This window comes from Microbacterium sp. DWRC1-3 (assembly GCF_049896645.1).
In the GTDB taxonomy this organism is placed as follows: Bacteria; Actinomycetota; Actinomycetes; order Actinomycetales; family Microbacteriaceae; genus Microbacterium; species Microbacterium maritypicum.
In genome coordinates this window covers 405,413-430,971 of record NZ_JAFCUS010000001.1, presented here as the reverse complement: position 1 = coordinate 430,971, position 25,559 = coordinate 405,413, and the positions used below count along the sequence as shown (strand labels likewise).

Below are 25,559 nucleotides of genomic sequence, written 5' to 3'. Positions count from 1 at the left end.
GCCGTGACCGCACACCCCGAGGCCGGGACGCCTTTCGAGAGCGCCGTGGCCGAACTGCGCGAGACCGAGTTCCGTGATGACATCACGGTGCGCGAGATCGCCACCCCGCAGGGCCTCGCGCCCTTCGCCATCGCCCTCGCCGCCGACGTGCGCCCGCAGGGTGACGGCGAGTCGGTGTACGGCACCGGTCGGTTCGTCCTGCTGCACGATCCGGAAGAGCCCGGCGCGTGGGGAGGCTCGTGGCGTATCGTGCTGTTCGCCCAGGCGCCGTTGGAGACGGAGATCGGCACCGACCCGCTTCTCGCCGACGTGACCTGGTCGTGGCTGGTCGACGCGCTCGACTCCCGCGACGCGATCTATCACTCGGAGTCGGGCACCTCGACCAAGACGCTCTCGAAGGGATTCGGTGGGCTCGCCATCGAAGGAGACGGCGCCCAGATAGAATTGCGGGCGTCCTGGACTCCGGAGGGCCCGTTCCGACCGCACGTCGAAGCATGGGCCGAACTGGTCGGAATGCTGGCGGGGCTTCCGCCCGGCTCCGAGGGCATCGCCGTGATCGGCGCGCGAAAGGCTGTACGTGACTGAATACTCCGTGATCTCGGATGTCGAGGAGTTCCGCGCAGCCTGCGCCGTGCTCGCCGCAGGAACCGGCCCCGTGGCCGTGGACGTGGAGCGGGCATCCGGTTTCCGGTACTCGCAGCGCGCCTATCTGGTGCAGGTGTTCCGCCGCGACGCAGGAGTCTTCCTGTTCGACCCGCCGGCCATCGGCGACTTCGCACCTCTGCAGGATGCGATCGGAGACGTGGAATGGGTGCTGCACGCCGCGAGCCAGGACCTGCCTTCACTCCGGGAGCTGCACCTCGAGCCGCCGGTGATCTTCGACACCGAGCTGGCATCGCGCCTCCTGGGGCATGAACGCGTCGGACTCGGTGCCGTCGTCGAGGACACCCTGGGCATCACGCTCAAGAAGGAGCACTCCGCGGCCGACTGGTCGACGCGGCCGCTGCCAGACTCCTGGCTCGAGTACGCCGCCCTCGATGTTCTGCACCTGATCGACGTGCGTGACGTGCTGGTGCTCGAGCTCGAGGAGCAGGGGAAGACGGAGTTCGCCGCGCAGGAGTTCGCCGCCACGCTCTCTCGCGCCCCCAAACCGCCGCGCGAGGACCCCTGGCGCCGGCTCAGCGGCCTGCACCAGGTGCGCGGAGCCCGTAACCTCGCCGTCGCCCGCTCGCTCTGGCAGGCTCGCGAGGCGTTCGCGCAGGATCAGGACGTCTCCCCCGGACGTCTCGTCCCCGACCGTTCCCTCGTGGCGGCGGTCATGGCGAATCCCACGTCGAAACAGGCACTGGCAGGCATCAAGGAGTTCCAGGGGCGCGCGAGTCGCACGCAGCTCGATCGGTGGTGGCAGGCGATCGTCGATGGCCGGGCGTCGGAGGAGCTCCCTCGCGAACGCGTCCCGAGCGACACTCTTCCTCCGCCGCGCGCCTGGGCTGATCGGAACCCCGAGGCGGATGCTCGTCTGAAGGCCGCCCGCCCCGTCGTCGAGGCCGTGGCCGAGGAGCTGGGGATGCCGACGGAGAACCTCCTCACTCCGGAGTACCTCCGTCGCGTGGCCTGGGATCTGCCCGGCGAGACCGCGGAGGAGATCGGCGCTGCTCTGGCCGCCCTGGGCGCGCGACCCTGGCAGATTGCACAGACCGCACAGAAGATCGCCACCGCCTTTGTAGAGGCGGCGCAAACGCCCGACACGACCCCCGCACCCGCTTCGTAGGTTCGACCCAACCGATTCCTCCCCGTTTCGCGGGCTTCATAGACTGAGGCCACGCACTAACTTGGAGGCAGAGTGGCCGAGATCTCGGACGTCTTCTTCGTCGATGGAGTACGCACCCCCTTCGGGCGCGCCGGCGAAAAAGGCATGTACTGGAACACCCGCGCAGATGACCTGGCCGTCAAGGCGACCATCGGCCTGCTGGAGCGGAACGCGGCGGTCCCCACCGACCGCATCGATGACGTCGCGATCGCCGCGACGTCGCAGACGGGAGATCAGGGCCTCACGCTCGGCCGCTCCGTGGCGATCCTGGCCGGGCTGCCCCAGACGGTCCCCGGCCTCGCCGTCGAGCGCATGTGCGCCGGCGCGATGACGAGCGTCACGACGATGGGCGCCTCGATCGGCATCGGCATGTACGACTTCGCCCTCGCCGGCGGCGTCGAGCACATGGGCCACCACCCCATCGGGGCGAACGCCGACCCGAACCCCCGCTTCGTGGCCGAGAAGATGGTCGACCCCGGCGCGCTCAACATGGGCGTCACGGCGGAGCGAATCTTCGATCGCTTCCCGCACCTGACCAAGGAGCGCTCGGACCGGTTCGGCATGCTGAGCCAGCACAAGGTGCAGGCCGCGTACGACGCCGGCAAGATCCAGCCCGACCTCGTTCCCGTGGCCACCAAGGGGCCCGACGGCGCCTGGGGTCTCGCCACCGAAGACGAGGGCCGTCGCCCGCAGACCACCATGGAGGACCTCGCGGCCCTCAAGACGCCGTTCCGCCCGCATGGCCGCGTCACCGCCGGTACCTCGTCGCCTCTCACCGACGGCGCGACGATGTCGCTGCTCGCCGGCGGCGGTGCGGTCAAGGAGTTCGGGCTCGCGCCGAAGATGCGGATGGTCTCGTTCGCGTTCGCCGGAGTGCAGCCGGAGATCATGGGCATCGGACCGATCCCGTCGACCGAGAAGGCCCTGAAGAAGGCCGGCCTCACGATCGCCGACATCGGCCTGTTCGAGCTCAACGAGGCGTTCGCCATCCAGGTGATCTCGCTGCTCGACCACTTCGGCATCGCCGACGACGATCCCCGAGTGAACCAGTGGGGCGGCGCCATCGCGTTGGGTCACCCGCTCGCGGCATCCGGCGTGCGCCTCATGATCCAGCTCGCGGCACAGTTCGCCGAGCGCCCCGACGTCCGTTACGGCCTGACCGCCATGTGCGTCGGCCTCGGCCAGGGCGGATCGGTCATCTGGGAGAACCCGCACTACGACGGCAAGAAGAAGAAGTGAGCGCCACCGTGACGAACTACGACGAGATCGACTTCTCCCCCATCCAGGCGCTTACCGAGGGCGAGGTCATCACCCAGTCCCCGGTGCGCGACATCCGTCTCCCCTCGGGCAAGGTGCTGGCGCTGATCACGCTCGACAACGGTCGTGACCACACCCGTCCGAACACGCTGGGCCCTGCGACGCTCACGCAGCTGGGTGAGACGCTCGACGGTCTCAAGGCGCGAGCCGCCGCCAGCGAGATCCAGGCCGTCGGCATCACGGGAAAGCAGTACATCCTCGCCGCGGGTGCCGACCTGTCCGACATCAGCAAGGTCGGCTCGCGCGACAACGCACGCCTCATCGCGCAGCTCGGCCACAAGGTGCTCGGCAAGCTGGGCGATCTCGGCGTGCCGTCGTTCGCCTTCGTGAACGGCCTCGCCCTGGGCGGCGGCCTGGAGATCGCACTGAACTCCAGCTACCGCACGGTCGACGCGTCTGCGGCAGCGGTCGCACTCCCCGAGGTCTTCCTCGGCATCATCCCCGGTTGGGGCGGCGCCTATCTGCTGCCGAACCTGATCGGCATCGAGAACGCCCTCGAGGTCGTCATCTCGAACCCGCTCAAGCAGAACCGGATGCTGAAGCCCCAGCAGGCGTTCGATCTCGGCATCTTCGACGCGATCTTCCCCGCCGCGAACTATCTGGAGAACTCGCTCTCCTGGGCGGACGCCGTACTCGGCGGCAAGAAGGTCGAGCGCAAGAACGAACCAGGGAAGATCGAGCGGCTCACCAAGTGGCCGATCGCGATCAAGATGGCGCGCGGCATGCTCGAATCGAAGATCGGAACGGTACCGAAGTCTCCGTACGCGGCGCTCGACCTGCTCGACAAGGCGAAGAGCGGCACCAAGGCCGAGGGCTTCGCCCGCGAGGACGAGGCGCTCGCCGACCTCGTCACCGGCGACCAGTTCGCCGCGTCGATGTATGCCTTCGACCTCGTGCAGAAGCGCGCGAAGCGGCCTGTCGGTGCTCCTGACAAGGAGCTCGCGAAGAAGGTCACCAAGGTGGGCATCATCGGTGCCGGACTCATGGCCAGCCAGTTCGCGCTGCTGTTCGTGCGCAAGCTCCAGGTGCCCGTGCTCATCACGGACCTCGACCAGGCACGCGTCGACAAGGGCGTCGCCTACATCCACGAGGAGATCGGCAAGCTCGAGGCCAAGGGGCGTCTGGACGCCGACTCTGCGAACAAGCTGCGCGCGCTCGTGACCGGCACCACCGACAAGAGCCTCTACGCGGACTGCGACTTCGTGATCGAGGCCGTGTTCGAAGAGGTCGGCGTCAAGCAGCAGGTGTTCGGAGAGATCGAGAAGATCATCGCCGAGGACGCGATCCTCGCGACCAACACCTCGTCGCTGTCGGTCGAAGAGATCGGTGCGAAGCTCGCCCACCCCGAGCGCCTGGTCGGGTTCCACTTCTTCAACCCGGTCGCGGTGATGCCGCTGATCGAGATCGTGAAGACGCCCGACACGGCCGATGCGGCGCTGTCGACGGCCTTCGTCGTCGCGAAGAACCTCGGAAAGAACGCGGTTCTCACCGCCGACGCCCCGGGCTTCGTCGTGAACCGGCTGCTCGCGAAGGTCATGGGCGAGGCCGCACGTGCCGTCTACGAGGGCACACCGATCGCCGACGTCGAGAAGGCCTTCGGCCCGCTCGGCCTGCCGATGGGACCCTTCCAGCTGATCGACCTGGTCGGTTGGAAGGTCGCAGCCCACGTGCAGGACACGATGGTGCACGCCTTCCCCGAGCGGTTCTACGCGAACGAGAACTTCCACGCCCTCGCCGAGCTCGACGCGGTCGTGGAGAAGGACAAGGGCGGACGCGTCGTCGGCTGGAGCAAGCAGGCCGAGAAGGTCCTGAAGCCCGCTGTCGGGAAGACTCCGGCGACGGCTGCGACCATCCTCCAGCGTGTGCAGGACGGTCTCGCGCAGGAGATCAAGCTGATGCTCGATGAGGGCGTGGTCCCCGAGGTCGAGGACATCGACCTGTGCCTGATCCTCGGCGCCGGCTGGCCCTTCATCGACGGCGGCGCTTCGCCGTACCTCGACCGCGAGGGTGCTTCCGAGCGGGCGTTCGGCGGTTCGTTCCACACTCCGCAGATCCGCGGCATCGAGAGCCGCTGATCGAGAAGATCATCAGACAATTCGCCCCGCCGGATTCCTCGCGAATCCGGCGGGGCGATTCGTCGTCCACCGCGGCCGGGGGCCTAACCTGAGGCGATGACCTCTCGTCCGTCCCCGCGCACGGCGCAGCAGCCGATGGCCTTCCTCTGGCGCGAGTTCTGGCGCGGTGCTGTCGCCACGTGGATCACCTTCAACGCGCTGTTCCTTTTGGTGACGACGATCGTCCTCACGATCATTTCGCACTCGCTCCAGGGCGTCTTTTCAATTTTGGTCTTGGTGGCATGGTTCCAGCTGGTCTTCGTCGTCACCGTCTCCGCTCTGGCTACCGTCGTCGGCGGCGCGGCTGCCTTCGGGCTGGGCCGACTCCTGCGGACCGTCGCGGGCATCCGCCGACACCTTGTCGCCTTCGCGGGGCTCGGTCTCGTCGTCGGAGGTCTGGCCATCGCAATCATCGGCGTCTGGCCAGCGAGCAAAGCCGAAGAGTTCGGCACCCTGCTGAGTGACATCACCGAGCCGTACATCGCGCTGCCGCTCCTGTGCGTGAGCGCCATCAGCGTCGCCTACGGCTGGTACTGGACGGCATCGCGGGCGCTGCTCGACGACCCTGCGCCACAGACCGCGATCGCCGAGACTCAGCTCGTGGACTGAGCCGGTCGGCGATCGTCGGCGCCGCGTCGAGGCCAGTAGGACAGCGCCCGTTCGGCCAGAGCGGTGATCGTGAGAGACGGGTTGACGCCGGGGTTCGCGGGCACGGCCGAGCCGTCGACCACGTGCAGCCCCGGGTGTCCCCAGACGCGGTGATAGGGATCGATCACTCCGTCTTCAGGCGACGCCGAGATCACCGCACCGCCGAGGAAGTGCGCGGTCAGCGGGATCCCGAAGACCTCGGGCCACGAGCCGCGGGCTTCCGCGGACACTCCGCCTTCCTGCTCGACGCGCCTCGCGATCGCCGCAGCGGCCGTGTGCGCCTGCGGGAGATGACTCGGGTTCGGTTCACCGTGTCCCTGTGCACTGGTCATCACGAGGCGGCCGAAGCGGCGTCGCAGGGACAGGGTGAGCGAGTTGTCGGCGGTCTGCATCACGAGCGCGATGATTCCCCGTTCGCTCCACCGGCGGAGGTTCCCGAGACGGAACTGCCGCACCGGCGATCGGAGCACTTGTCTGATGAGGCTGCCCAGTCGTGCACCCAGACCACGGTCGCCCGGCACGAGGACGGTCGCGAGCGCACCCATCAGGTTCGAGCCGGGACCGTAGCGCACGTTCTCCACATGAGTGCGGTCGTCGACGTGGAAGGAGGTGGTGATCGCGATTCCCCGCGCCAGCTCCAGAGACTCCGGAACCGCGGTCGCCACCGCGCCGTCGAGGGCCTCGGAGTTGGTTCGGGTGAGCCGCCCCAGGGCATCGGAGACCCGTGGCAGCGCACCGGAGGCCTTCATCCGGTGCAGCAGCTGCTGAGTGCCCCAGGTGCCGCCGGCGAGCACGACCTGCTCTGCCGTCACCGTGCGACGTCCGTGCCGGAACCAGGCACCGCTGCGCCGCGTGGTCACCGCGAATCCGCCGCCGGGGAGTTCACGCACCTCGCTCACCGTGCGCAGCGCCTCGATCGAGACACCTCGACGTTCCGCGAGGGCGAGGTAGTTCTTCATGAGGGTGTTCTTCGCGCCCACACGGCAGCCCACCATGCAGTTGCCGCAGAGCGTGCAGCCGGTGCGGTCCGGTCCTTCACCGCCGAAGAAGGGATCGGTCGTGCGTTCCCCCGGCTTCCCGAACCAGACGCCGACCGGGGCGCGACGAAACGTCGAGCCGACGCCCAGGTCGTCGGCCGCACCGGCCATGATCCGTTCGACAGGCCCCGTGTGCGGATAGTGCTCCACCACGCCGAGCATCCGCTTCGCGGTGGCGTAATGCGGCGACAGCTCCGACTCCCACTCGGCGATGCCTCGCCACTGCGGGTCCTGGAAGAACGCGGGACCCGGCTGATAGAGCGTGTTCGCGTAGTTGAGCGAGCCTCCGCCGACCCCCGCGCCCGCCAGGATCATCACGTGCGGAAGCCGATGGATGCGCTGCACACCGTAGCACCCGAGCATCGGCGCCCAGAGGTAGCGGCGAAGATTCCAGCTCGTCTTCGCGAAGTCGTCATCCTCGAAGCGACAGCCGGCCTCGTAGACGCGGACCCGGTAGCCCTTCTCCGCCAGTCGCAGCGCGGCCACGGACCCGCCGAACCCGGAGCCGACGATCACGACGTCTTCATCGAACCTCGTCATCGCACACCCTCCGACCGCATCGTCGCCTCCGGCACCATCATCGTCAGCGCCGCAGGGAGCACCGCGACGGTGCACACATTCTCGCCGATACGCTCGCCATCGGCGTACACCACCAGGCCAGGGGCCGAGACCGTCACGGTCCGCGCTCGGCGGTGAGAGACCTCCGGTCGACGCAGGTGCGATCCTCGCAGCAGCAGCGGGAAGAGACGCAGCAGCCGCAGTCGGCCCAGAGGTGCGACATGAACGATGTCGAGCAGTCCGTCGTCGGGAACCGCCCCGGCGCAGATCGGCATCCCCCCGCCGTAGCTCGATGTGCTGCCGGCGGCGATCAGCGTACCCGGAGCCCTCCGCGCGGGTTCGCCGTCGATGGCGAGCGAGAAGTCCATCGCACGCAGACGCACGAGTTCGATGAGCAGCGCCAGATAGTAGCGCGGTGCCCCGTGCGGCCAGCGGAGCCGGTTGGTGCGGTCGCTGACCTTCGCGTCGAACCCGAACGCCGCGATCGTGAGGAACTTCCGCGTCCCGGCCGCCGTGCTGACCTCACCGACATCGACCGGTCGCGGCACACCGGTGAGTGCCAGCTCCGCAGCGGCCGCGGCGTCACCTCGGGGCAGGCCGAGGGCACGCGCGAGGTCGTTCCCCGTCCCGGCCGGCACCAGGACGACCGGGGCGGCGGCTGCACACACCGTGTCGAGAATGCCCGACAGCGTGCCGTCTCCGCCGACGACCACGAGCGCTCGTGGATCGTCGGCCAGGGCTGCGACCGCGAGCCGGGCCGTGTCGGCCGCGGAGCCGCCCGCATAAGCGCGCACCTCGGCCCCGCGACTCCTGAGGTGCAGGACAGCGGCTTCGGCTGCCCTTCCGCCCCGCCCCTTGCCGGAGGACGGGTTCGCGAGCACCGCGATGTGCTCGGCCACGTCAGCGCGACCGCTCGATCGGGATCACGGCGCCGGGGTTGAGCACGCCGGCAGGATCGAGTTCACGCTTGATGGCGGCGAGGATCCGGATGCCGGTCTCGCCGATCTCCTCACGGATCCAGGGCGCATGATCCCTGCCGACCGCGTGGTGGTGGCTGATGGTTCCGCCCGACGCGATGATCGCATCATTGACGCGCGACTTCACGGGCTCCCACACCCCGAGCGGATCGGAGCGGATACCGGCGAGGACGGTGAAGTAGAGCGACGCCCCCGTCGGGTAGATGTGGGACACGTGGCACATGACGTACGACTTCGCCCCGGCATCCGCGAAGCCGTCCTTGAGAGCCGCTTCGACGGCCGATCGCAGCCTCTGCAGGTTCGACCACGTGGTCGCGGTCTCCAGTGTCTCGCAGAAGACTCCGGCGTCGAGCAGTGAATCCCTCAGGTAAGGACCGTCGAAGCGGCCCTTCAGCCAGTCCTCCGCCGCCCCCTCCCCTGCCGAGATGCCGCCGGCGGCAGCCAGCTGAGCGCTGGTACGAGCCCGTCGTTCGGCGATGCCATCACCCTCGTACACGGTCACCACGCTCGTGCCCTTCGAAAGAGCCTTGCCGATCTTGCCGACCTGCGCGAGGCTCACCGCCGTCTCCGCTTCGTCGGACAGTCGGATGACGGTGGGCCCGTTGCCCTGCTGCGCGACACGACGCAAACCCTCAGCCCCGCTGGCGAAGTCGGGGAAGGACCAGGACTCGAAGACACGCTCGCGGGGGATCGGATGCACCCGCACCCGCACCTCGGTGATGACGCCGAAGATGCCCTCCGACCCGAGGAACACCCTGATCAGGTCGGGACCCGCCGCCGAGCCGGGCGACCGTCCGAGCTCGATGTCGCCGGTCGGCGTCGCCACGCGGATTCCCGTCACCATCGAGTCGAAGCGCCCGTTGCCCGCCGAGTTCTGTCCCGACGACCGCGCTGCGGCGAAGCCGCCGATCGTCGCGTAGCGGAAGCTCTGCGGGTAGTGACCGAGCTCGAACCCGTGCACGGACAGCAATGCCTCCGCCTCGGGCCCTGCGGTGCCGGCGGCGAGCACGGCCTCGCCGCTGATCTCATCCAGCCGGACCACACCGCTGAGACGCCGCAGGTCGAGGCTCACCACCGCGTGATGCGCGCCCCGCTGCGGATCGAGTGCTCCAACGACGCTCGTGCCGCCGCCGAAGGGGATGACCGCGATTCCACGCGCGACGGCGACGTCGAGACACGCGCGCACCTCGTCGTGGTCGGCGGGACTCACGACGGCGTCCGGCGCGTCCTGCCGGGTCTCGCGACGACGCAGGAGATCGGGGGTCGAACGCCCTCCGGCATGGCGGATACGCGCCTCAGTGGTGTCGTCGACGTGGGCGGGGCCGACAGCGGCGGAGAGGGCCGCATGGTCGTCGTGGGACAACCGTGAAGGCGCCAGCTGCACCTCGGCAAGCGTGGCTGCCGGCTCGGGCCTGCGCACACGCCCCAGCAGCATCGGGAGCAGCGCGCGCACCGGCAGGGGCAGGTCCTTCGCCTTGGCCGGGTCACCCCAGCCGTTCCACCTCATCGACGGGTCCGCATCGACCCTGCCATTGTCTGGGTTCATGCGTTACAGTGTGACACATCATGGAAGAACGTCAACCTCTGTGGGACGCGACGCAGACGAGGATCCTCGATGCCGCCGACGCGCTGATCGAGCGCCGTGGCGTGCACGGGGTCACCATCGCCGAGCTCGCCCGCCGCGCCGACCTCAGCCGTCCGACGATCTACCGCAACTGGAGCGATGCCGATGACGTCGTCCGCGCCGCGCTGCTGCGCCGCGTGGATGGCATCCTGAGCACCTTCTCGGCGGACGCGCGCACGAGGACCGCTCTCGTGGACGACGTGCTGCGCTTCACGACGCTGTTTCGGAGCGACCCTCTCTACGGGCGGCTGCTCGCCGACGAGCCCGAGGCCTTCACGCGGTACACCCTGCAGCGCGTGGGCTCGAGCCAACGCATGATCCTGCGCTGGCTCGCCAGGGCCATCAGTTCCGCACAGGGTGACGGATCGGTCAGGCCCGGCGAGCCGCAGGAGATCGCGGTCATGCTGCTTCTCATCGCGCAGTCCGCGGTCCTCTCGCACGGCACGGTGGCCGACCTCATCTCCGAAGCCGGGTGGGAACGCGAACTGCGCGCCGCACTCGACGGGCTGCTGAGACCGTGAACGGGGCATCATCCGCGCTCAACGTCGCGCGACGGAGGATCGATCTCGCACTCGCGGCCGATGAGCGCGCCGACGTTCTCGTCGTGGGAGGCGGTATCACCGGTGCGGGAGCCGCGCTCGATGCCGCATCTCGCGGCCTCCGCGTGACGCTGATCGAAGCGGATGACCTCGCTTTCGGAACCAGCCGGTTCAGCTCGAAGCTGGTGCACGGCGGCCTGCGCTACCTCGCGACGGGCGACATCGCGACCGCGAGAGAGAGCGCACACGAGCGTCATCTCCTCATGACGACGATCGCCCCGCATCTGATCCGCCCGCTCGGGCAGCTCCTGCCGTTCTCACACGGCGTCACACTCCGCCAGCGCACGGCAGGCGCGGTCGGGATGGCGCTGGGTGATCTGCTGCGGATGCGCGCGCACACGCCTCGCAGCGTGCTGCCGGCCCCGGTGCTCGTGTCGGCGCGCACCGCTGCTCGGCTGGCGCCCGCTCTCGATCCGCACGGTCTGCGCGGGGGCGTGCTGTCCTACGACGGCCAGCTCGTCGACGACGCACGACTCGTGGCGACCGTGGCGCGGACCGCAGCTGACCTCGGCGCCCGCATACTCACCCGGGTCCGTGCGGTGGCGCTGCGTGCGGACGGTGCCACCGTCGAGGAGACGACGACGGGTGAACGATTCGACATCAGCGCACGTGCCGTCATCAACGCGACCGGGGTGTGGGCGGGCACGCTCGACCAGGCGATCGGGGTGCGACCGAGCCGAGGCACCCATATCGTGCTCGATGCCGCCGACCTCGGAACTCCTTCGACGGCCCTCACGATCCCCCACGAGGGCTCGATCAGCCGCTATGTGTTCGCGCTGCCGCAGGCATGCGGTCGCGTGATCGTGGGGCTCACCGACGAGGACTCTCCCGGTGCCGTGCCACGCGTGGCGCAGCCGACGGAGCCGGAGATCGACTTCCTCCTGCGCAGCCTCAACCGGGTGATCGCCGCACCGATCGGTCGCGATCAGGTGCGAGGGGCCTTCGCGGGCTTGCGGCCGCTGGTCGACAGCGGTACGGACTCGAGCGCCGACGTCTTGCGCAGGCACCTGGTGGCGATGTCAGAGGCCGGGTTCGTCACTGTTCTCGGCGGAAAGCTGACGACGTATCGGCGGATGGCCGAGGATGCGGTCGATCTCGCAGCTCGGACACGGGGCCTGCAGGCGACATCGAGTCGGACGGCATCGTTGCGACTCGTCGATCGCGTGATCCCCTCCTCGCCGGAGCTGCTGGACGAGACGACGGGGTTGACCGCAGCCGAGGTCGAGTACGCCGTCCGTGTCGAGGGGGCGATGACCGTCGACGACGTGCTCGACCGCCGCACACGCGTCGGTCTCGTCGACGCGGATCGCGAACGCTGCAGGGGGGCGGTGGAGACGATCGTCGCTCGCACCGTCGCCGACCTCGTCTGAGCCCGTCCCCCGGCGGATCGGGACCGGGGCGTATCCACCGAGAAGCATCGCGGAGAACGCGCGGGGAACAGCGCATGAACTCCCCCGAACCGGGCGTCTCCCCGGTACTCCCGTGCGCCGCGACCCTGCACAGTGGTGTCATGGACATGCTCTTCACGATGCTGGGCGGCAAGGGGATGTCGGGGCTGCTGAAGACCGGCACGGCGATCCTCACCACGCTCCTGGTCCTGCCCGCCCTCCTCAAGCTCTTCATCGTCACGGTCGATGAGGGCTGGGCAGCGATCCGGACCCGCAACGGCAAGCCGATCATCCGGAACCGTCCACAGCGACGCCCGTCCGCTCGCGCAGGCGCGGTCGGCGAGGTCGTGGTGCTGCACCCGGGGTCCCACGGCGCCTTCCCGCTGTTCTACTGGTACAAGCTCATCGATGTCCGCTGCCGCGCGACGGATCTACCCGCGCGCGAGATGACCGGATCCAGCGGCCATCAGCATCGGGTCCACGCCTCTTTCGAGTGGCGCCCCATACCGACGGGAAGCGACCTGCGGGTCTTCGAGCTCGATGTGGTCAACGTCAAGGAACGCGCATCGAACATCGTCGGCGCGGCACTGAGGGATGTGATCCGTGGGCTCGAGGGGGCCGAGCTCCCGCACAACGACGAGATCAACACCCGCGTCATCGCCGCCAGCGCCGAGGAGGTACGCCGTGCTTGCGGCGTCGAGCTGGTGCGCGTCATGGTCACCGGCGACGCGCTCACCGACGGCTATCTGCTCTCGACGGCGCTCCGTGACGTCGACCGAGGCGCACAGGCCGTCGCGGCACTGCACGCGCTGAACTGACGGCGGCGGCGCCGACATCCGATCGGGCGTCAGTGCCGCTCGTGCAGCGGGATGTCGATGGTTCCGCTCTCCCCCGCGTGACGCGCCTTCGGAATGCGCGTCCCGAGCACCTGCGAGACGATGTCCTGCGCGATCTTCGGTGCCGTGAGACCGGCGTCGGAGAGGATCTGATCACGCGAGGCATGGTCGATGAACTCGTCCGGCAGTCCCAGCTCGTCCACCGCGGTGTCGATCCCGGCCTCCCGGAGAACCTGGCGCACACGAGTGCCGACGCCACCGACGCGGATGCCGTCTTCGAGCGTGATCACGAGGCGATGATGCGCCGCGAGCTCGACGATCGAGGGCTGCACGGGGATGGCCCAGCGCGGATCGATGACCGTCGCACCGATCCCCTGCGCACGGAGCCGCTCGGCGACGTCGAGAGCGAGTTCGGCGAACGGGCCGATGGCGACGATGAGAACGTCTTCAGACTCACCGCGGGCGAGCACGTCGACACCGTCGCTCAGTCGTTCGATCGCCGGCAGATCGGCGGCGACCTCCCCCTTCGGGAACCGGATGACGGTGGGGGCGTCTTCGACATCGACGGCCTCGCCGAGGGCTTCCGTCAGACGCGCACCGTCGCGAGGCGCGGCGATGCGGATGTGCGGAACGATCTGCAGCATCGCGAGATCCCACATGCCGTGATGGCTGGGACCGTCGGGGCCTGTGACGCCGGCGCGATCGAGGACGAAGGTCACCCCGGCGCGGTGCAGGGCGACATCCATCAGCACCTGATCGAAGGCGCGCCCCATGAAGGTGGCGTAGAGGGCCACGACGGGGTGCAGGCCCCCGTATGCCAGGCCGGCGGCGGACGCGACGGCGTGCTGCTCGGCGATGCCCACGTCGTAGACCCGATCGGGGAAGCGCTCGGCGAACGGCGCGAGCCCGGTCGGGCGCAGCATCGCAGCCGTCATCGCGATCACGTCGCTGCGCTGCTCGCCGACGGACACCAGAGCGTCGGAGAACACATCCGTCCAGCCTCGCCCGCCGGAGGAGAGCGTCTCACCGGTCGTCGGATCGATCTTGCCGACGGCGTGGAACTGATCGGCCTCGTCATCCCGAGCCGGCTGGTAGCCCCGCCCCTTCTCGGTGATCGTGTGGACGATGACAGGGGCCCCGTAGGACTTCGCCAGCTCCAGCGTCTCCAGGAGCGCAGGCAGGTCGTGTCCGTCCACCGGGCCGAGATACTTGATGTCGAGGTTCGAGTAGAGGGCCTCGTTGTTCGTGAAACGTGAGAGGAAGCCGTGCGTGCCTCCACGGACGCCGCGGAACACCGCACGCCCCACGGGACCGAACGCCCGGAAGAGGCGGTCGGAGCGCTGGTGGAGGTCCTTGTAGGCCGCTGCCGTGCGCACGCGGTTGAGGTACCGCGACATGCCGCCGATCGTCGGTGCATACGAGCGCCCGTTGTCGTTGACGACGATGACCAGGTTGCGGTCGTTGTCGTCGGAGATGTTGTTCAACGCCTCCCAGGTCATGCCGCCGGTGAGTGCGCCGTCGCCGACGACCGCGACCACGTGCCGGTCCGCGCGTCCGGTCGCCGTCAGCGCCCGCGAGATGCCGTCGGCCCAGCTGAGAGAGCTGGAGGCGTGCGAGGACTCCACGACGTCGTGGGGGCTCTCCCCCCGCTGCGGATAGCCGGCGAGGCCGCCTCGGACGCGCAGAGCGGAGAAGTCCTGGCGCCCGGTGAGGAGCTTGTGCACGTAGGACTGATGTCCCGTGTCGAAGATGAAGGGATCGTCCGGGGAGGAGAACACGCGGTGCAGAGCGATCGTCAGCTCGACGACACCGAGGTTGGGCCCCAGATGGCCGCCCGTACGGGACACGTTCTCGACCAGGAACTCGCGGATCTCCGCGGCGAGCTCCGCCAGTTGCTCTGTCGAGAGCGCATCCAGATCACGGGGTCCTGAGATGCTCGGAAGAATGGGCATCTGCACCTCCTCACAGGCTCCGTCACAAGCGCCCGACGAGGGTGCGGACGTCTCTAGATCCTACCCCGAGACTCCGGGAAAACCCGGAGGGCGCCGCCCCCTTGACAGGAAGGGATGACGCGATGAGGGGGCTCGGATCCGAAGATCCGAGCCCCCTCATCTGTGCGATCAGACCAGCGAACGCAGCACGTACTGCAGGATGCCGCCGTTGCGGTAGTAGTCGGCCTCGCCGGGGGTGTCGATGCGGACGACCGCGTCGAACTCGACCGGCTGCTTGCCCTCGGGCGAGTTCTCGCTCGGGATCGCCGTGACCTTGACCGTCTTGGGCGTGACGCCGTTGTTGAGCTCTTCCAGACCCGAGATCGAGACGATCTCGGTGCCGTCGAGGCCCAGCGACTCCCAGCTCTCGCCGGCGGGGAACTGCAGCGGGACGACGCCCATGCCGATCAGGTTCGAGCGGTGGATGCGCTCGAAGCTCTCGGTGATGACCGCCTTGACGCCCAGCAGGCTCGTGCCCTTGGCCGCCCAGTCACGCGACGAACCGGAGCCGTACTCCTTGCCGCCGAAGATGACCAGGGGCGTGCCCTCTGCCTGGTAGTTCATGCTCGCGTCGTAGATGTACGACTGCGGGCCGCCCGGCAGAGTGAAGTCACGCGTGTAGCCGCCCTCGACCACCTGTCCGTCGTTGACGGCCGCGACCATCGCGTTCTTCAGACGGATGTTGGCGAAGGTTCCGCGGATCATGACCTCGTGGTTGCCTCGACGCGAGCCGAAGGAGTTGAAGTCCTTGCGGTCGACGCCGTGCTCCGTGAGGTACTGGGCCGCAGGCGTGCCGGCCTTGATGTTGCCGGCGGGCGAGATGTGGTCGGTGGTCACCGAGTCGCCGAGGGTCGCCATGACGCGTGCACCCTCGATGTCCTTCACCGGGGTGAGCTCCATCGTCATGCCCTCGAAGTACGGCGCCTTGCGCACGTAGGTCGAGTTCTCGTCCCACTGGAAGATGTCGTCGTCCGGAGTGGGCAGGCTGCGCCAGCGCTCGTCACCGTCGAAGACCGTCGCGTACTGCTTGATGAACTGCTCACGCGAGATCGAGGAGTCGACGAGCTCCTGCACCTCTGCCGGTGTCGGCCAGATGTCCTTGAGGAAGACGTCTTCCCCATCGGTGCCCTTGCCGAGCGCGTCGTTCTCGAAGTCGAAGTGCATCGACCCGGCCAGCGCGTACGCGATGACCAGCGGCGGGCTGGCGAGGTAGTTCATCTTCACGTCGGGGCTGATGCGCCCCTCGAAGTTGCGGTTGCCCGAGAGGACGGCCGTGACGGCGAGGTCGTGCGAGTTGATCGCCTCGGACACCTCTTCGATCAGCGGACCCGAGTTGCCGATGCAGATCGTGCAGCCGTAGCCGACGGTGTAGAACCCGAGGCCCTCGAGGTCCTTGTCGAGTCCGGACTTCTCGTAGTAGTCGGTGACGACCTTCGAGCCGGGGCCGAGCGTGGTCTTGACCCACGGCTTCTGCTTCAGGCCCTTCGCGAGCGCCTTGCGTGCGACGAGACCGGCGGCGATCATCACCGACGGGTTCGACGTGTTGGTGCAGGAGGTGATGGCCGCGAGCGTGACGGCACCGTTGTCGAGGATGTACTTCTCCCCCGACGGCGTCGTGACCGGCACGGGCTTCGAGGCGTTCGCCGGGGCACCGCTGTTGATGTGCACCGGACGCGTGGTCGGCTCCTCGTCGCCGGGGGCCTGACCGGGGTCGGACGCCGGGAACGAGTGCTTCGACTCGAGGTCGACGATCGAGTCCGAGGTGGACGGCGAGGCGTAGCTCAGGATGTCCTGCTCGAACTGCGACTTCGCCTCGGAGAGGAGGATGCGGTCCTGCGGGCGCTTCGGGCCGGCGATCGACGGCACGACGGTGCCGAGATCGAGCTCGAGGTACTCGCTGAAGGTGGGCTCGTGCGCGGCGTCGTGCCAGAGCTTCTGCTCCTTGGCGTACGCCTCGACCAGCGCGACGGCCTCTTCGCTGCGGCCGGTGAGGCGCAGGTACTCGAGGGTGACGTCGTCGATCGGGAAGATCGCGGCGGTGGAGCCGAACTCCGGGGACATGTTGCCGATGGTCGCGCGGTTGGCGAGCGGCACCGAGGCGACGCCCTCACCGTAGAACTCGACGAACTTGCCGACCACACCGTGCTTGCGCAGCAGGTCGGTGATCGTGAGCACGACGTCCGTCGCGGTGACCCCGGCGGGGATCTCGCCGGAGAGCTTGAAGCCGACGACGCGCGGGATGAGCATCGACACGGGCTGGCCGAGCATGGCCGCCTCGGCCTCGATACCGCCGACGCCCCAGCCCAGCACACCGAGGCCGTTGACCATGGTGGTGTGCGAGTCGGTGCCGACACAGGTGTCGGGGTATGCGCGGAGCACGCCGTCGACGTTGCGGTCGTAGATGACCTTGGCCAGGTGCTCGATGTTCACCTGGTGGACGATGCCGGTCCCGGGCGGGACGACCTTGAAGTCGCTGAACGCCGTCTGACCCCAGCGCAGGAACTGGTAGCGCTCGCCGTTGCGCTCGTACTCGATCTCGACGTTGCGCTCGAGCGCGTTCTCCGAGCCGAACAGGTCGGCGATCACGGAGTGGTCGATGACCATCTCGGCGGGCGAGAGCGGGTTGATCTTGTTCGCGTCACCGCCGAGCGCCGTCACGGCCTCGCGCATGGTGGCGAGGTCGACGATGCAGGGCACACCGGTGAAGTCCTGCATGACCACACGGGCCGGCGTGAACTGGATCTCGGTGTTCGGCTCGGCCGCGGCATCCCACGAACCCAGCGCCTCGATCTGCGCCTTCGTCACATTCGCGCCGTCCTCGGTGCGAAGCAGGTTCTCGAGGAGAACCTTGAGACTGAAGGGGAGCTTCTCGAAACCGGGCACCGTGTCGATGCGGAAGATCTCGTAGTCGGTGCTGCCGACTGTCAGGGTGCTCTTGGCACCGAAGCTGTTCACCGTGGACACGGATCCGTCTCCTTCTATTCGGATGGGAGCGACAGGCGCCTCCATCTTGCTCGCCAGCGAGCCCCTGCGGCTAGCAAGGCGGCCCTAACCAGTCTGCTCCGCGCAGCTCACCGGCGAAAGCCTGCGATTTATCTTGATGTCAAGATAAATCTATCACGCCTCCGGAGCATCCTCGCTCGCGGGCTCGCGCGGGTGGAGAGCGCGAACGACGAGCCAGGTGACGGCGATCAGCGGCGCGAAGAGGGGCAGGCCCATGATGAGCTTGAGAGTGCCGAGCGCTGTGACATCTCCGGCGAGATAGAGCGGCAGCTGCACGGCCAGACGCGCGAAGAACAGCGCGGCCCAGGCGATCCCGAGCCAGAAGTAGGCACGACGCTTGCGGCGATCATTGCGCCAGGTGGTGCCCTCCCCCATCAGGAATCCGACCGCGAGGCCGATCAGCGACCACCCGATCAGAGCGGAGACCAGGATCACCGATCCGTAGACCGCGTTCGTGATGAGTCCGGGGACGAAGTTGTCAGCGCCGCGTCCGGTCCACAGCGCCAGCGCCGCAGCCGCAGCCGCGGCGACGAGACCGCCGAGGGCTGCCGAGGGCGGTGACTTCTGAGCGAGCCGGATGATCGTGAAGACCGCCGCGAGACCGACCGAGATCCCGAGCGAGAGGATCAGCGGCTCCGGGCGGATCGTGAAGATGATCACGAACGCGAGGCTGGGCAGCACCGACTCGAGGATGCCGCGCCACCCGCCCATCGCGGACCAGACCACCTTGTGCGTGCTCGAGCTCTCGGCGGGGTCGAGGCCGGCGCGACGCGCGGCACCTCCGAGAGCCTGCCCGAGAATCTCGGAGGTGCTCTTGTCTCGTTCGGGTCCGGGCTCGGGAGCGCTCACGCGGAACCCGGGGTCGCCGGCATCTTGAGCGGGATCAGGTCGCGCGGAGGCATGGGGGATCCGCCACGGACGACCACGATCGAACGGAAGAGGTCTTCGACCTTCGCGGCTGCATCCGGGTCGGAGGCTCCGGCGCCACCGATCACACCGCGGAGGAACCAGCGAGGACCGTCGATGCCGATGAAGCGCGCGAGGCGCAGCCCGGATCCCTCAGCCGCCGTGGCGGGCACCTCGGCGAGGAGCTCCTTGCCCAGCGGGCCTTCCCTCTCCTCCACACGGCCGCCCTGCGCCTTGACCTGGTCGCGCAGCTGCACGCGCGTCTCGTCCCACAGCCCACCGGTGCGCGGGGCCGCGAACGGCTGCACCTGCAGCGAGGAGTCCGCGTAGTCGAGACCGACCGCCACGATGCGCTTCGACTGCTCCTCGACCTCGAGACGGAGGTTCAGGCCCTCCCGCGGAAGGATCTTGATCCCGCCGAGGTCGATGTACGGGCGGACGGGGTTCGCCTCGGAGTCATCGAAGGGACCGTCGGTGGCACGATTCAGCGGTGCCGACTTCGAAGGGGTCTCGTTGTTGTCAGTCATTGGCCTGTCCTGCTTCGTTCTGGTGGGTCGCTGCCTGATAGCCGGTGGATCCGAATCCTCCGGCGCCGCGGACGCTGTCCGGCAGCTCGTCGACCGGGATGAACGTGGCGCGCGTGACGGGCATGATGATCAGCTGCGCGATACGATCGCCGACGGCCACATCGTACGCGCTCCGGGTATCGGTGTTGATCAGGCTCACCTTGATCTCGCCGCGATAGCCCGCGTCGACAGTTCCGGGCGAGTTCACGATCGAGATCCCGTGCTTCGCCGCCAGCCCGCTGCGCGGAACCACGAACGCTGCGTACCCCTCGGGGAGGGCGATACGCACGCCCGTCGGCACGAGTGCGCGCTCCCCCGGCTCGAGGTGCACGGCTTCCGCCGCGATCAGATCGGCACCGGCATCGCCCGGATGCGCGTACCCGGGCACCACTGCAGCGATAATGGGGATATCAACGGAATCGGTCACCCCATGAGGCTAATGCAGAACCCCGCCACAGACACACGCCCCCGCTACCGCGAAAGGCTCTCGCCGAGCCTCTGGCTGCTCGTGACCGTCGCGGTCGCCGGCCCGATGGTCTCGCTCGTCTTCGTGCCGATCGGCTCGACCGTCGCGCTCGTGCTCGGCGCGGCCGTGTCGGCCCTGCTGGTGCTGGGCTTCATCGCCGCCGCCCCGGTCGTCTCCGTCGTCGGCTCCGTCTTGCACGCAGGCCGCGCACACATCGACACCAGGCATCTCGGCGACCCCGTGGCCCTGACGGGCGAAGAAGCTCGTCACGCCCGCGGCCCGGGGCTGCCGGCACGTGGGTGGCACCTGATCCGCGGCGGCATCGACGGCATCGTCGTCGTTCCGAACCTCGACCAGGACGACCCGGTCGACGCCTGGACGATCTCGACCCGCACGCCCGACCGCCTGGCCGCGGCGATCCGCGCTTCGCGCGACTGAGACGCTTCCCACAGACGACAGCGCGCCCCTGACCGGTGTGGTCGGGGGCGCGTGATACGTCGCTCGGAGGACTGCTTACGCAGCGCACTCCTTGCAGATGGGCCCGGATGCGCCCTCGTGGTCGAGCTGTGAGCGGTGCTTCACGAGGAAGCAGCTCATGCACGTGAACTCGTCCTGCTGCGCGGGCAGCACGACGACGTCGAGCTCGAGGTCGGAGAGGTCGGCACCCGGAAGGTCGAAGCTCGACGGGTTGTCGGAGTCTTCGTCCCCGCTTGAGCCGGAGAGCTTGTCCGGCACACGCTCCTTCAGGGCTTCGATCGACTCGGAGTCGTCTTCGCTCTTTCGGGGGGCGTCGTAATCGGTTGCCATGCGGTAGATCTCCACTTTCATGGTGCGAGTGGGTGGTGCGCCGTCGGGTATTCGGCGGCCATAGTTTGCACGACCAAACGACATAACGCAAATGCTCGTCCGTGCGACGGAGGAAACTCACGGCACGCCCAGGGTATTCCCGGGCCTGACGCCCCGCACGTGACACCATGAACGGACACCCATCAGAGGGGCATTCGCATGGAAAACGTCACCATCGTCGGCACAGAAGCAGGAGTCCTCGTACTCGCGACCGAGTCGGGCGAGCGGTTCGCGCTGCCCATCGACGACATGCTGCAGCGCGAGATCCGTCGCGCCACGCGTCAGAGCGAGCCGACGGCCCAGAAGCTCGCCGCGAGCCCGCGCGACATCCAGGCGCAGATCCGTGCCGGCCTCACGGCCACAGAGGTCGCAGAACTGCTCGGCATCGGCGTCGACGACGTCGCACGGTTCGAAGGCCCGGTCCTCGCCGAGCGCGAGCATGTGATCGGGCAGGCGCTCGCCGTTCCCGTGCTCATCGGCAGCGAGGTCGAACCCGATGCGCAGCCGACCTTCGGCGTCGCCGTGCGGGCCAAACTCGCCGAGATCGAGGCCACGTCCGAGCGTTGGGCGAGCTGGAAGGATGAGTCCGGCTGGATCATCAAGCTCGAGTTCACGGCCAACGACGTCGATCACGATGCGCGCTGGAGTTTCGACCCTCGCCGCAGCGCTCTCTCGCCGCTCAACGCCGACGCCACGCAGCTGTCGCGGCAGGGTTCGCTTCCTGAGGGCCTCATCCCCCGCCTGCGGGCCGTGGACGCCGACCGGATCACCTCGCCGTACAAGGACGAGAGCCGCTTCGACTCCGGCGCCTTCGGGCCACGCCTGCTGCCGGCGCCCGATGCGGAGATCGAGGACCCGTCGTTCCCTGAGCGCTCCGACGCCGCCGCGCAGGACGCGGCGATCAAGCGCGCGCCCGCAGCGCAGACGACGAGTCCGGAGACCGCCGATCTCCTGGAGGCGCTTCGTCGACGACGTGGCCAGCGGGAGACGGCGCCGCTGCTCGACGATGTCGAGGACGCAGAGCGCCCCGAGCCGAGCCCGATCTCCCTGTTCGAGGCTCTGGAGCAGCCGGATGACGAGCCGGAGCCGCAGCAGCCTGCACCGCGTCCGTCAGGTTCGGACTCCGGTGATTCCAACGGCCGACGACGGCGCCGGAACGCGATGCCCTCCTGGGACGAGATCGTCTTCGGCGCCCGCACCGACGAGTGAGACCCGTCTGATCGCGGCTTCCGCGATCGGCGTCAGCGCGAGAACGCGCCGAGCCTGATCACCGGCACCTGCCGCTCCTCGGGTGTGAGCGCTCCGTGCTGACCGACCATCCCTCGTCCGCGCTGGTCGGCAGCCGTGCCGTCGTAGATGGCCCAGGTTCCGCGGGCGATCGCGAGCACATCGCCGATCCGCGACGAGGCCGCCTCGGTGACCGTCGGTCCGAAGAGCCCCGCGTGCACAGCTTCGTCACGGGTCACGACGTCGGCTACGCCTTCGAGGTCGGCGCGCCATCGTGCGGTCACCGCGGCGGCGTCCGCCTCGGGCTCCAGGTAGGCGTGCAGCATGCGCGGCTCGCCCCCGACGTGACGAATCCCCTCGAGATGCGTCTCCTCCAGAACCACCTGTCGATTCGGCGCCACGTCGACCATCCCGTGATCCGATGTGACCACCACGCCGACGCCGGGGGGCACGCGTGTCGACAGGGCGGCGTCGACGTCCTCCAATGCAGCGACCCATTCCGCTGAGGCGATGCCGTGCTTGTGCCCGGCCTTGTCGACCTCGGGAAGATAGCAGTAGACGAGAGAGCCCGGATGAGTCTGCGCGAGCTCGTACGCCGCTTCGATGCGAGCGCGCGCTGTGGTCGCCGCGACGAACTCGGCCCCGCGGAGCGTTGCCTTGGTGAAACCGCTGTGGGCGTACCCGGCGAATCCGACGGCGAAACTCGCATGACCGCCGCGGGCCGCTCGCTCGAAGATCGTGGGCGCCGCTTGCCACGTGAGGGGATCGATCCCGTCGGTCTCCCAGCCGCTGAGCTGGTTCACGAGCACATCGCGGCTCGGATCGAGCACGCGATAGCCCACGAGACCGTGCTCCCCCGGCCACACGCCCGTGACGATGCTGGTGAGCGCCGCCGCCGTGGTGGAGGGGAACACCGACTGCGCGACGTCCTTCTTCGCCATCCCCGACGTCAGAGCCCGTGCGTGCCCGGCATGCCCGCGCAGACTGATCGCGCCGAGACCGTCGATCACGACGAGGACCACCGATTCCGCGCGCGGCAGCACCTGGGACTCGCCGCGCAGAGCGGCGAACAGGTCGTCCGCCACCCCGACGACACTCCGGGAACTCGGCGGCGCGGACGGTAGCATGAAGGACATCCGAGCCAGTCTGACACAGGCTCCCGTATGCCCTCAGGAAGTCCATGCCGAAAACCCCGCCGCCCGAGCCTGTCGAGGAGCGCATCCAGGACATCGACCTCTCCACCGAGATGCAGGGCTCGTTCCTCGAGTACGCATATTCGGTGATCTACTCGCGCGCCCTGCCCGACGCGCGCGATGGTCTGAAGCCCGTGCAACGCCGCATCCTCTACCAGATGGCGGAGATGGGCCTGCGCCCCGACCGCGGGCACGTCAAGAGCGCGCGCGTCGTCGGCGAGGTGATGGGAAAGCTGCACCCCCACGGCGACTCCGCGATCTACGACGCCCTGGTGCGCCTCGCTCAAGAGTGGGCCCTGCGCGTTCCCCTGGTCGACGGGCACGGAAACTTCGGATCCCTCGACGACGGGCCCGCCGCGGCCCGCTACACCGAGGCACGGCTCGCCGCCGCTGCCCTGGCGCTCACCGAGAACCTCGACGAGGATGTCGTCGACTTCATCCCGAACTACGACGGCCAGTTCCAGCAGCCCGCCGTGCTGCCGGCGGCCTTCCCCAATCTCCTGGTCAACGGTGCGAGCGGTATCGCCGTGGGTATGGCCACCAACATGGCGCCGCACAACCTCATCGAGGTGGTCGCGGCGGCCACGCACCTGCTCGAGCACCCGGATGCGACCACTGAGGAGTTGATGGAGTTCGTTCCCGGTCCCGACTTCCCCTCCGGCGGAATCCTGATGGGACTCGACGGCGTCAAAGACGCCTACACGAACGGACGCGGGGCTCTGAAGGTCCGGGGCAAGACGTCGATCGAGCCTCTCGGTCCCCGGCGCACCGGCATCATCGTGTCGGAGCTGCCGTACATGGTCGGTCCGGAACGACTGCTCGAGAAGATCCGCGACGCGGTGCAGGCGAAGAAGCTGCAGGGCATCAGCGACGTCACCGACCTCACCGACCGCAATCACGGACTGCGCGTCGCGATCGGCATCAAGACCGGCTTCGACCCGAACGCGGTGCTCGAACAGCTCTACCGCCTGACCCCGTTGGAAGACTCCTTCAGCATCAACAACGTCGCCCTGGTCGAGGGCCAGCCGCGCACGCTCGGCCTCAAGGAGATGCTGAGCGTCTACGTCGGCCACCGCCTCGAGGTCATCACCCGTCGCAGCCGCTACCGCCTGAAGCGTCGCGAGGAGCGTCTGCACCTCGTGGAGGGTCTGCTCATCGCGATCCTCGACATCGATGAGGTCATCCAGGTCATCCGCTCGTCCGACGACTCGGAGCAGGCCCGTGCGCGACTGCGATCGGTCTTCGACCTGAGCGAGCTCCAGGCGGAGTACATCCTCGAGCTGCGTCTGCGCCGTCTGACGAAGTTCTCCCGGATCGAGCTCGAGACCGAGCGCGATGCGTTGCTGGCCGAGATCGCTGCTCTCCGCGAACTCCTCGGCAGCCCCGTGCTGCTGCGCGCCGCGGTGGCCAAGGAGCTCGACGCCGCAGCCGAGGCGTACGGCACCCCCCGGCGCACGCTGCTGATGAATGCCGCTCCGCCCAAGCCCCGCGCCACCAAGGGCGCGGTCGACCTGCAGATCGCCGACGCACCGACCGTGCTGGTGCTCTCCACCACAGGACGCACGGTCCGCGTCGACCTCGGCGAAGGCCAGGAGCTCTCCGTCCCCGCCAGGCGCAGCAAGCACGACGCGATCCTGACGACGGTCGAGACCACGGTCAGAGCCGAACTCGGAGCACTCACAAGCCTCGGCCGCGTCGTGCGCTTCTCCCCCGTCGACCTCCCGTCCGTGCCCGCCACCTCCGTGCAGCTCGCCGCCGGCACCCCGCTGCGCGACTACCTCGGCATCACGACCAAGGGTGAACGCGTGGTCGGGTTCGTGCGTTTCGACAGTGAGACGCCGATCTCGCTCGGCACGGCGCAGGGCACGGTCAAGCGCATCGTTCCCTCCAGCCTGCCTGTACGTCCCGACCTCGAGGTCATCGGCATGAAGCCGGGAGACACCGTCGTGGGAGCGGCTGAGGCCCCGGACGACGCCGAGCTGGTGTTCGTGACGAGCGACGCCCAGCTGCTGCACTTCCCGGCGTCGGCGGTGCGCCCGCAGGGAGCACCGGCCGGCGGAATGGCGGGAGTCAAGCTCGGCTCGGGGGCATCCGTGCTCTTCTTCGGTGTGGTCGATCCGTCTGCGGATGCCGTCGTCGCCACGGTGTCGGGTGGAGAGAGCATCCTCCCCGGTACCGACCCCGGCCGGGCCAAGGTGTCGTCGTTCGCGGAGTACCCCGCCAAGGGCCGCGCGACCGGTGGCGTCCGCGCGCATTCCTTCTTGAAGGGCGAGGACCGGTTGACGGTCGCCTGGGTGGGCCCGAACCCTCCGCAGGCGATCGATCCGACCGGTGCCGTGCGCAAGCTCCCCGAAGCGGGAGCACGCCGCGACGCCTCTGGTCAGCCCATCGACGGCGTCATCGGCAGCATCGGCCGCACACTCGTCTGAGCGATCCGGAGGCTGCTGGTCACC

The 25,559-nt window shown here is 68.6% G+C and carries 21 protein-coding genes; 11 read left to right on the top strand and 10 right to left on the bottom strand.

Annotated elements, in window-relative coordinates; translation table 11 throughout:
- Window positions 1-3 precede the first annotated feature (3 nt).
- The 5 genes from ACP699_RS02050 (at window position 4) to ACP699_RS02030 (ending at window position 5,850) form a co-directional block, all read left to right on the top strand.
- Window positions 4-585 (top strand): DUF3000 domain-containing protein, encoded by a 582-nt coding sequence (locus ACP699_RS02050; RefSeq protein ID WP_426168771.1) that lies wholly within the window; start codon window positions 4-6, stop codon window positions 583-585.
- Window positions 578-1,771 carry a ribonuclease D gene (locus tag ACP699_RS02045; protein WP_055867943.1) on the top strand — a complete coding sequence of 398 codons (1,194 nt, stop codon included), beginning with the start codon at window positions 578-580 and terminating at the stop codon, window positions 1,769-1,771. Before ACP699_RS02050 ends, ACP699_RS02045 begins: the two co-directional genes overlap by 8 nt.
- A 72-nt stretch (window positions 1,772-1,843) precedes the next feature.
- Window positions 1,844-3,049, top strand: coding sequence for a thiolase family protein (locus tag ACP699_RS02040; protein ID WP_426168767.1), 1,206 nt, complete (start codon window positions 1,844-1,846; stop codon window positions 3,047-3,049).
- 8 nt (window positions 3,050-3,057) lie between these two features.
- Window positions 3,058-5,202, top strand: coding sequence for a 3-hydroxyacyl-CoA dehydrogenase NAD-binding domain-containing protein (locus ACP699_RS02035; protein WP_426171514.1), 2,145 nt, complete (start codon window positions 3,058-3,060; stop codon window positions 5,200-5,202).
- A 96-nt stretch (window positions 5,203-5,298) separates the two neighbouring features.
- On the top strand, window positions 5,299-5,850 hold the full coding sequence (locus ACP699_RS02030; protein WP_426168764.1) for a hypothetical protein: 552 nt from the start codon (window positions 5,299-5,301) through the stop codon (window positions 5,848-5,850).
- Here ACP699_RS02030 and ACP699_RS02025 read toward each other — a convergent pair.
- Genes ACP699_RS02025 through ACP699_RS02015 form a run of 3 tightly spaced genes read right to left on the bottom strand, consistent with a single transcriptional unit; the run spans window position 5,835 to window position 10,007 of the window.
- Window positions 5,835-7,466, bottom strand: coding sequence for a GMC oxidoreductase (locus ACP699_RS02025; RefSeq protein ID WP_426168761.1), 1,632 nt, complete (start codon window positions 7,464-7,466; stop codon window positions 5,835-5,837). The genes ACP699_RS02030 and ACP699_RS02025 overlap by 16 nt on opposite strands.
- Window positions 7,463-8,383, bottom strand: a complete 921-nt coding sequence (locus ACP699_RS02020) for a YegS/Rv2252/BmrU family lipid kinase (protein WP_055872452.1) — start codon at window positions 8,381-8,383, stop codon at window positions 7,463-7,465. The genes ACP699_RS02025 and ACP699_RS02020 overlap by 4 nt, the downstream gene beginning before the upstream one ends.
- A 1-nt stretch (window position 8,384) precedes the next feature.
- Window positions 8,385-10,007 (bottom strand): FAD-binding oxidoreductase, encoded by a 1,623-nt coding sequence (locus tag ACP699_RS02015; protein ID WP_426168757.1) that lies wholly within the window; start codon window positions 10,005-10,007, stop codon window positions 8,385-8,387.
- A gap of 20 nt (window positions 10,008-10,027) precedes the next feature.
- Here ACP699_RS02015 and ACP699_RS02010 point away from each other — a divergent pair, with 20 nt between their 5' ends.
- The 3 genes from ACP699_RS02010 to ACP699_RS02000 all read left to right on the top strand — a co-directional run bounded on the left by ACP699_RS02010 (window position 10,028) and on the right by ACP699_RS02000 (window position 12,890).
- Window positions 10,028-10,606 (top strand): TetR/AcrR family transcriptional regulator, encoded by a 579-nt coding sequence (locus ACP699_RS02010; RefSeq protein ID WP_055872451.1) that lies wholly within the window; start codon window positions 10,028-10,030, stop codon window positions 10,604-10,606.
- A complete protein-coding gene (locus tag ACP699_RS02005; protein WP_426168753.1) occupies window positions 10,603-12,054 on the top strand; it encodes a glycerol-3-phosphate dehydrogenase/oxidase in 1,452 nt (483 codons plus the stop codon). Before ACP699_RS02010 ends, ACP699_RS02005 begins: the two co-directional genes overlap by 4 nt.
- A 74-nt stretch (window positions 12,055-12,128) precedes the next feature.
- Window positions 12,129-12,890, top strand: a complete 762-nt coding sequence (locus ACP699_RS02000) for an SPFH domain-containing protein (RefSeq protein ID WP_127482310.1) — start codon at window positions 12,129-12,131, stop codon at window positions 12,888-12,890.
- Window positions 12,891-12,919: 29 nt separating this feature from the next.
- Here the strand turns inward: ACP699_RS02000 and dxs are convergent, their stop codons facing one another.
- The 5 genes from dxs to dut form a co-directional block, all read right to left on the bottom strand.
- A complete protein-coding gene (dxs, locus tag ACP699_RS01995) occupies window positions 12,920-14,860 on the bottom strand; it encodes a 1-deoxy-D-xylulose-5-phosphate synthase (protein ID WP_055867924.1) in 1,941 nt (646 codons plus the stop codon).
- A gap of 168 nt (window positions 14,861-15,028) precedes the next feature.
- Window positions 15,029-17,863 carry an aconitate hydratase gene (locus tag ACP699_RS01990; RefSeq protein ID WP_055867921.1) on the bottom strand — a complete coding sequence of 945 codons (2,835 nt, stop codon included), beginning with the start codon at window positions 17,861-17,863 and terminating at the stop codon, window positions 15,029-15,031.
- Between the two features lie 153 nt (window positions 17,864-18,016).
- Window positions 18,017-18,751 (bottom strand): DUF3159 domain-containing protein, encoded by a 735-nt coding sequence (locus tag ACP699_RS01985; protein ID WP_426168747.1) that lies wholly within the window; start codon window positions 18,749-18,751, stop codon window positions 18,017-18,019.
- A complete protein-coding gene (locus tag ACP699_RS01980) occupies window positions 18,748-19,335 on the bottom strand; it encodes a DUF3710 domain-containing protein (RefSeq protein WP_017830490.1) in 588 nt (195 codons plus the stop codon). The genes ACP699_RS01985 and ACP699_RS01980 overlap by 4 nt, the downstream gene beginning before the upstream one ends.
- Complete coding sequence (gene dut, locus ACP699_RS01975; RefSeq protein ID WP_051056601.1) at window positions 19,328-19,801, bottom strand: dUTP diphosphatase; 474 nt, start codon at window positions 19,799-19,801, stop codon at window positions 19,328-19,330. Before dut ends, ACP699_RS01980 begins: the two co-directional genes overlap by 8 nt.
- 3 nt (window positions 19,802-19,804) lie before the next feature.
- Between dut and ACP699_RS01970 the strand changes: the two genes are divergently transcribed.
- Window positions 19,805-20,278 carry a DUF3093 domain-containing protein gene (locus ACP699_RS01970; protein ID WP_051056600.1) on the top strand — a complete coding sequence of 158 codons (474 nt, stop codon included), beginning with the start codon at window positions 19,805-19,807 and terminating at the stop codon, window positions 20,276-20,278.
- 75 nt (window positions 20,279-20,353) lie between these two features.
- On the opposite strand, the gene ACP699_RS01965 is transcribed toward ACP699_RS01970, so the two are convergent.
- Window positions 20,354-20,647 (bottom strand): DUF4193 domain-containing protein, encoded by a 294-nt coding sequence (locus tag ACP699_RS01965; protein WP_029259298.1) that lies wholly within the window; start codon window positions 20,645-20,647, stop codon window positions 20,354-20,356.
- 198 nt (window positions 20,648-20,845) lie between these two features.
- Here ACP699_RS01965 and sepH point away from each other — a divergent pair, with 198 nt between their 5' ends.
- Window positions 20,846-21,895, top strand: coding sequence for a septation protein SepH (gene sepH, locus ACP699_RS01960; protein ID WP_055872447.1), 1,050 nt, complete (start codon window positions 20,846-20,848; stop codon window positions 21,893-21,895).
- Window positions 21,896-21,927: 32 nt separating this feature from the next.
- Here the strand turns inward: sepH and ACP699_RS01955 are convergent, their stop codons facing one another.
- Window positions 21,928-22,998: an alkaline phosphatase family protein gene (locus ACP699_RS01955; protein WP_426168740.1), complete on the bottom strand. Its 1,071-nt coding sequence runs from the start codon at window positions 22,996-22,998 to the stop codon at window positions 21,928-21,930.
- 95 nt (window positions 22,999-23,093) lie between these two features.
- Here ACP699_RS01955 and ACP699_RS01950 point away from each other — a divergent pair, with 95 nt between their 5' ends.
- Entirely contained in the window at window positions 23,094-25,535 is a 2,442-nt protein-coding gene (locus tag ACP699_RS01950) for a DNA gyrase/topoisomerase IV subunit A (RefSeq protein WP_426168737.1), read from the top strand.
- The last annotated feature ends 24 nt before the right edge of the window (window positions 25,536-25,559 follow it).

Excerpts from the sequence above, each read along its gene's own strand:
- ACP699_RS02030 (WP_426168764.1), top strand. The coding sequence starts at position 5,299 with ATGACCTCTCGTCCGTCCCCGCGCACGGCGCAGCAGCCGATGGCCTTC.
- ACP699_RS02025 (WP_426168761.1), bottom strand. The coding sequence starts at position 7,466 with ATGACGAGGTTCGATGAAGACGTCGTGATCGTCGGCTCCGGGTTCGGC.
- ACP699_RS02015 (WP_426168757.1), bottom strand. The coding sequence starts at position 10,007 with ATGAACCCAGACAATGGCAGGGTCGATGCGGACCCGTCGATGAGGTGG.
- ACP699_RS02010 (WP_055872451.1), top strand. The coding sequence starts at position 10,028 with ATGGAAGAACGTCAACCTCTGTGGGACGCGACGCAGACGAGGATCCTC.
- ACP699_RS02000 (WP_127482310.1), top strand. The coding sequence starts at position 12,129 with ATGAACTCCCCCGAACCGGGCGTCTCCCCGGTACTCCCGTGCGCCGCG.
- dxs (WP_055867924.1), bottom strand. The coding sequence starts at position 14,860 with ATGCCCATTCTTCCGAGCATCTCAGGACCCCGTGATCTGGATGCGCTC.
- ACP699_RS01980 (WP_017830490.1), bottom strand. The coding sequence starts at position 19,335 with ATGACTGACAACAACGAGACCCCTTCGAAGTCGGCACCGCTGAATCGT.
- ACP699_RS01970 (WP_051056600.1), top strand. The coding sequence starts at position 19,805 with ATGAGGCTAATGCAGAACCCCGCCACAGACACACGCCCCCGCTACCGC.
- ACP699_RS01965 (WP_029259298.1), bottom strand. The coding sequence starts at position 20,647 with ATGGCAACCGATTACGACGCCCCCCGAAAGAGCGAAGACGACTCCGAG.
- sepH (WP_055872447.1), top strand. The coding sequence starts at position 20,846 with ATGGAAAACGTCACCATCGTCGGCACAGAAGCAGGAGTCCTCGTACTC.
- ACP699_RS01950 (WP_426168737.1), top strand. The coding sequence starts at position 23,094 with ATGCCGAAAACCCCGCCGCCCGAGCCTGTCGAGGAGCGCATCCAGGAC.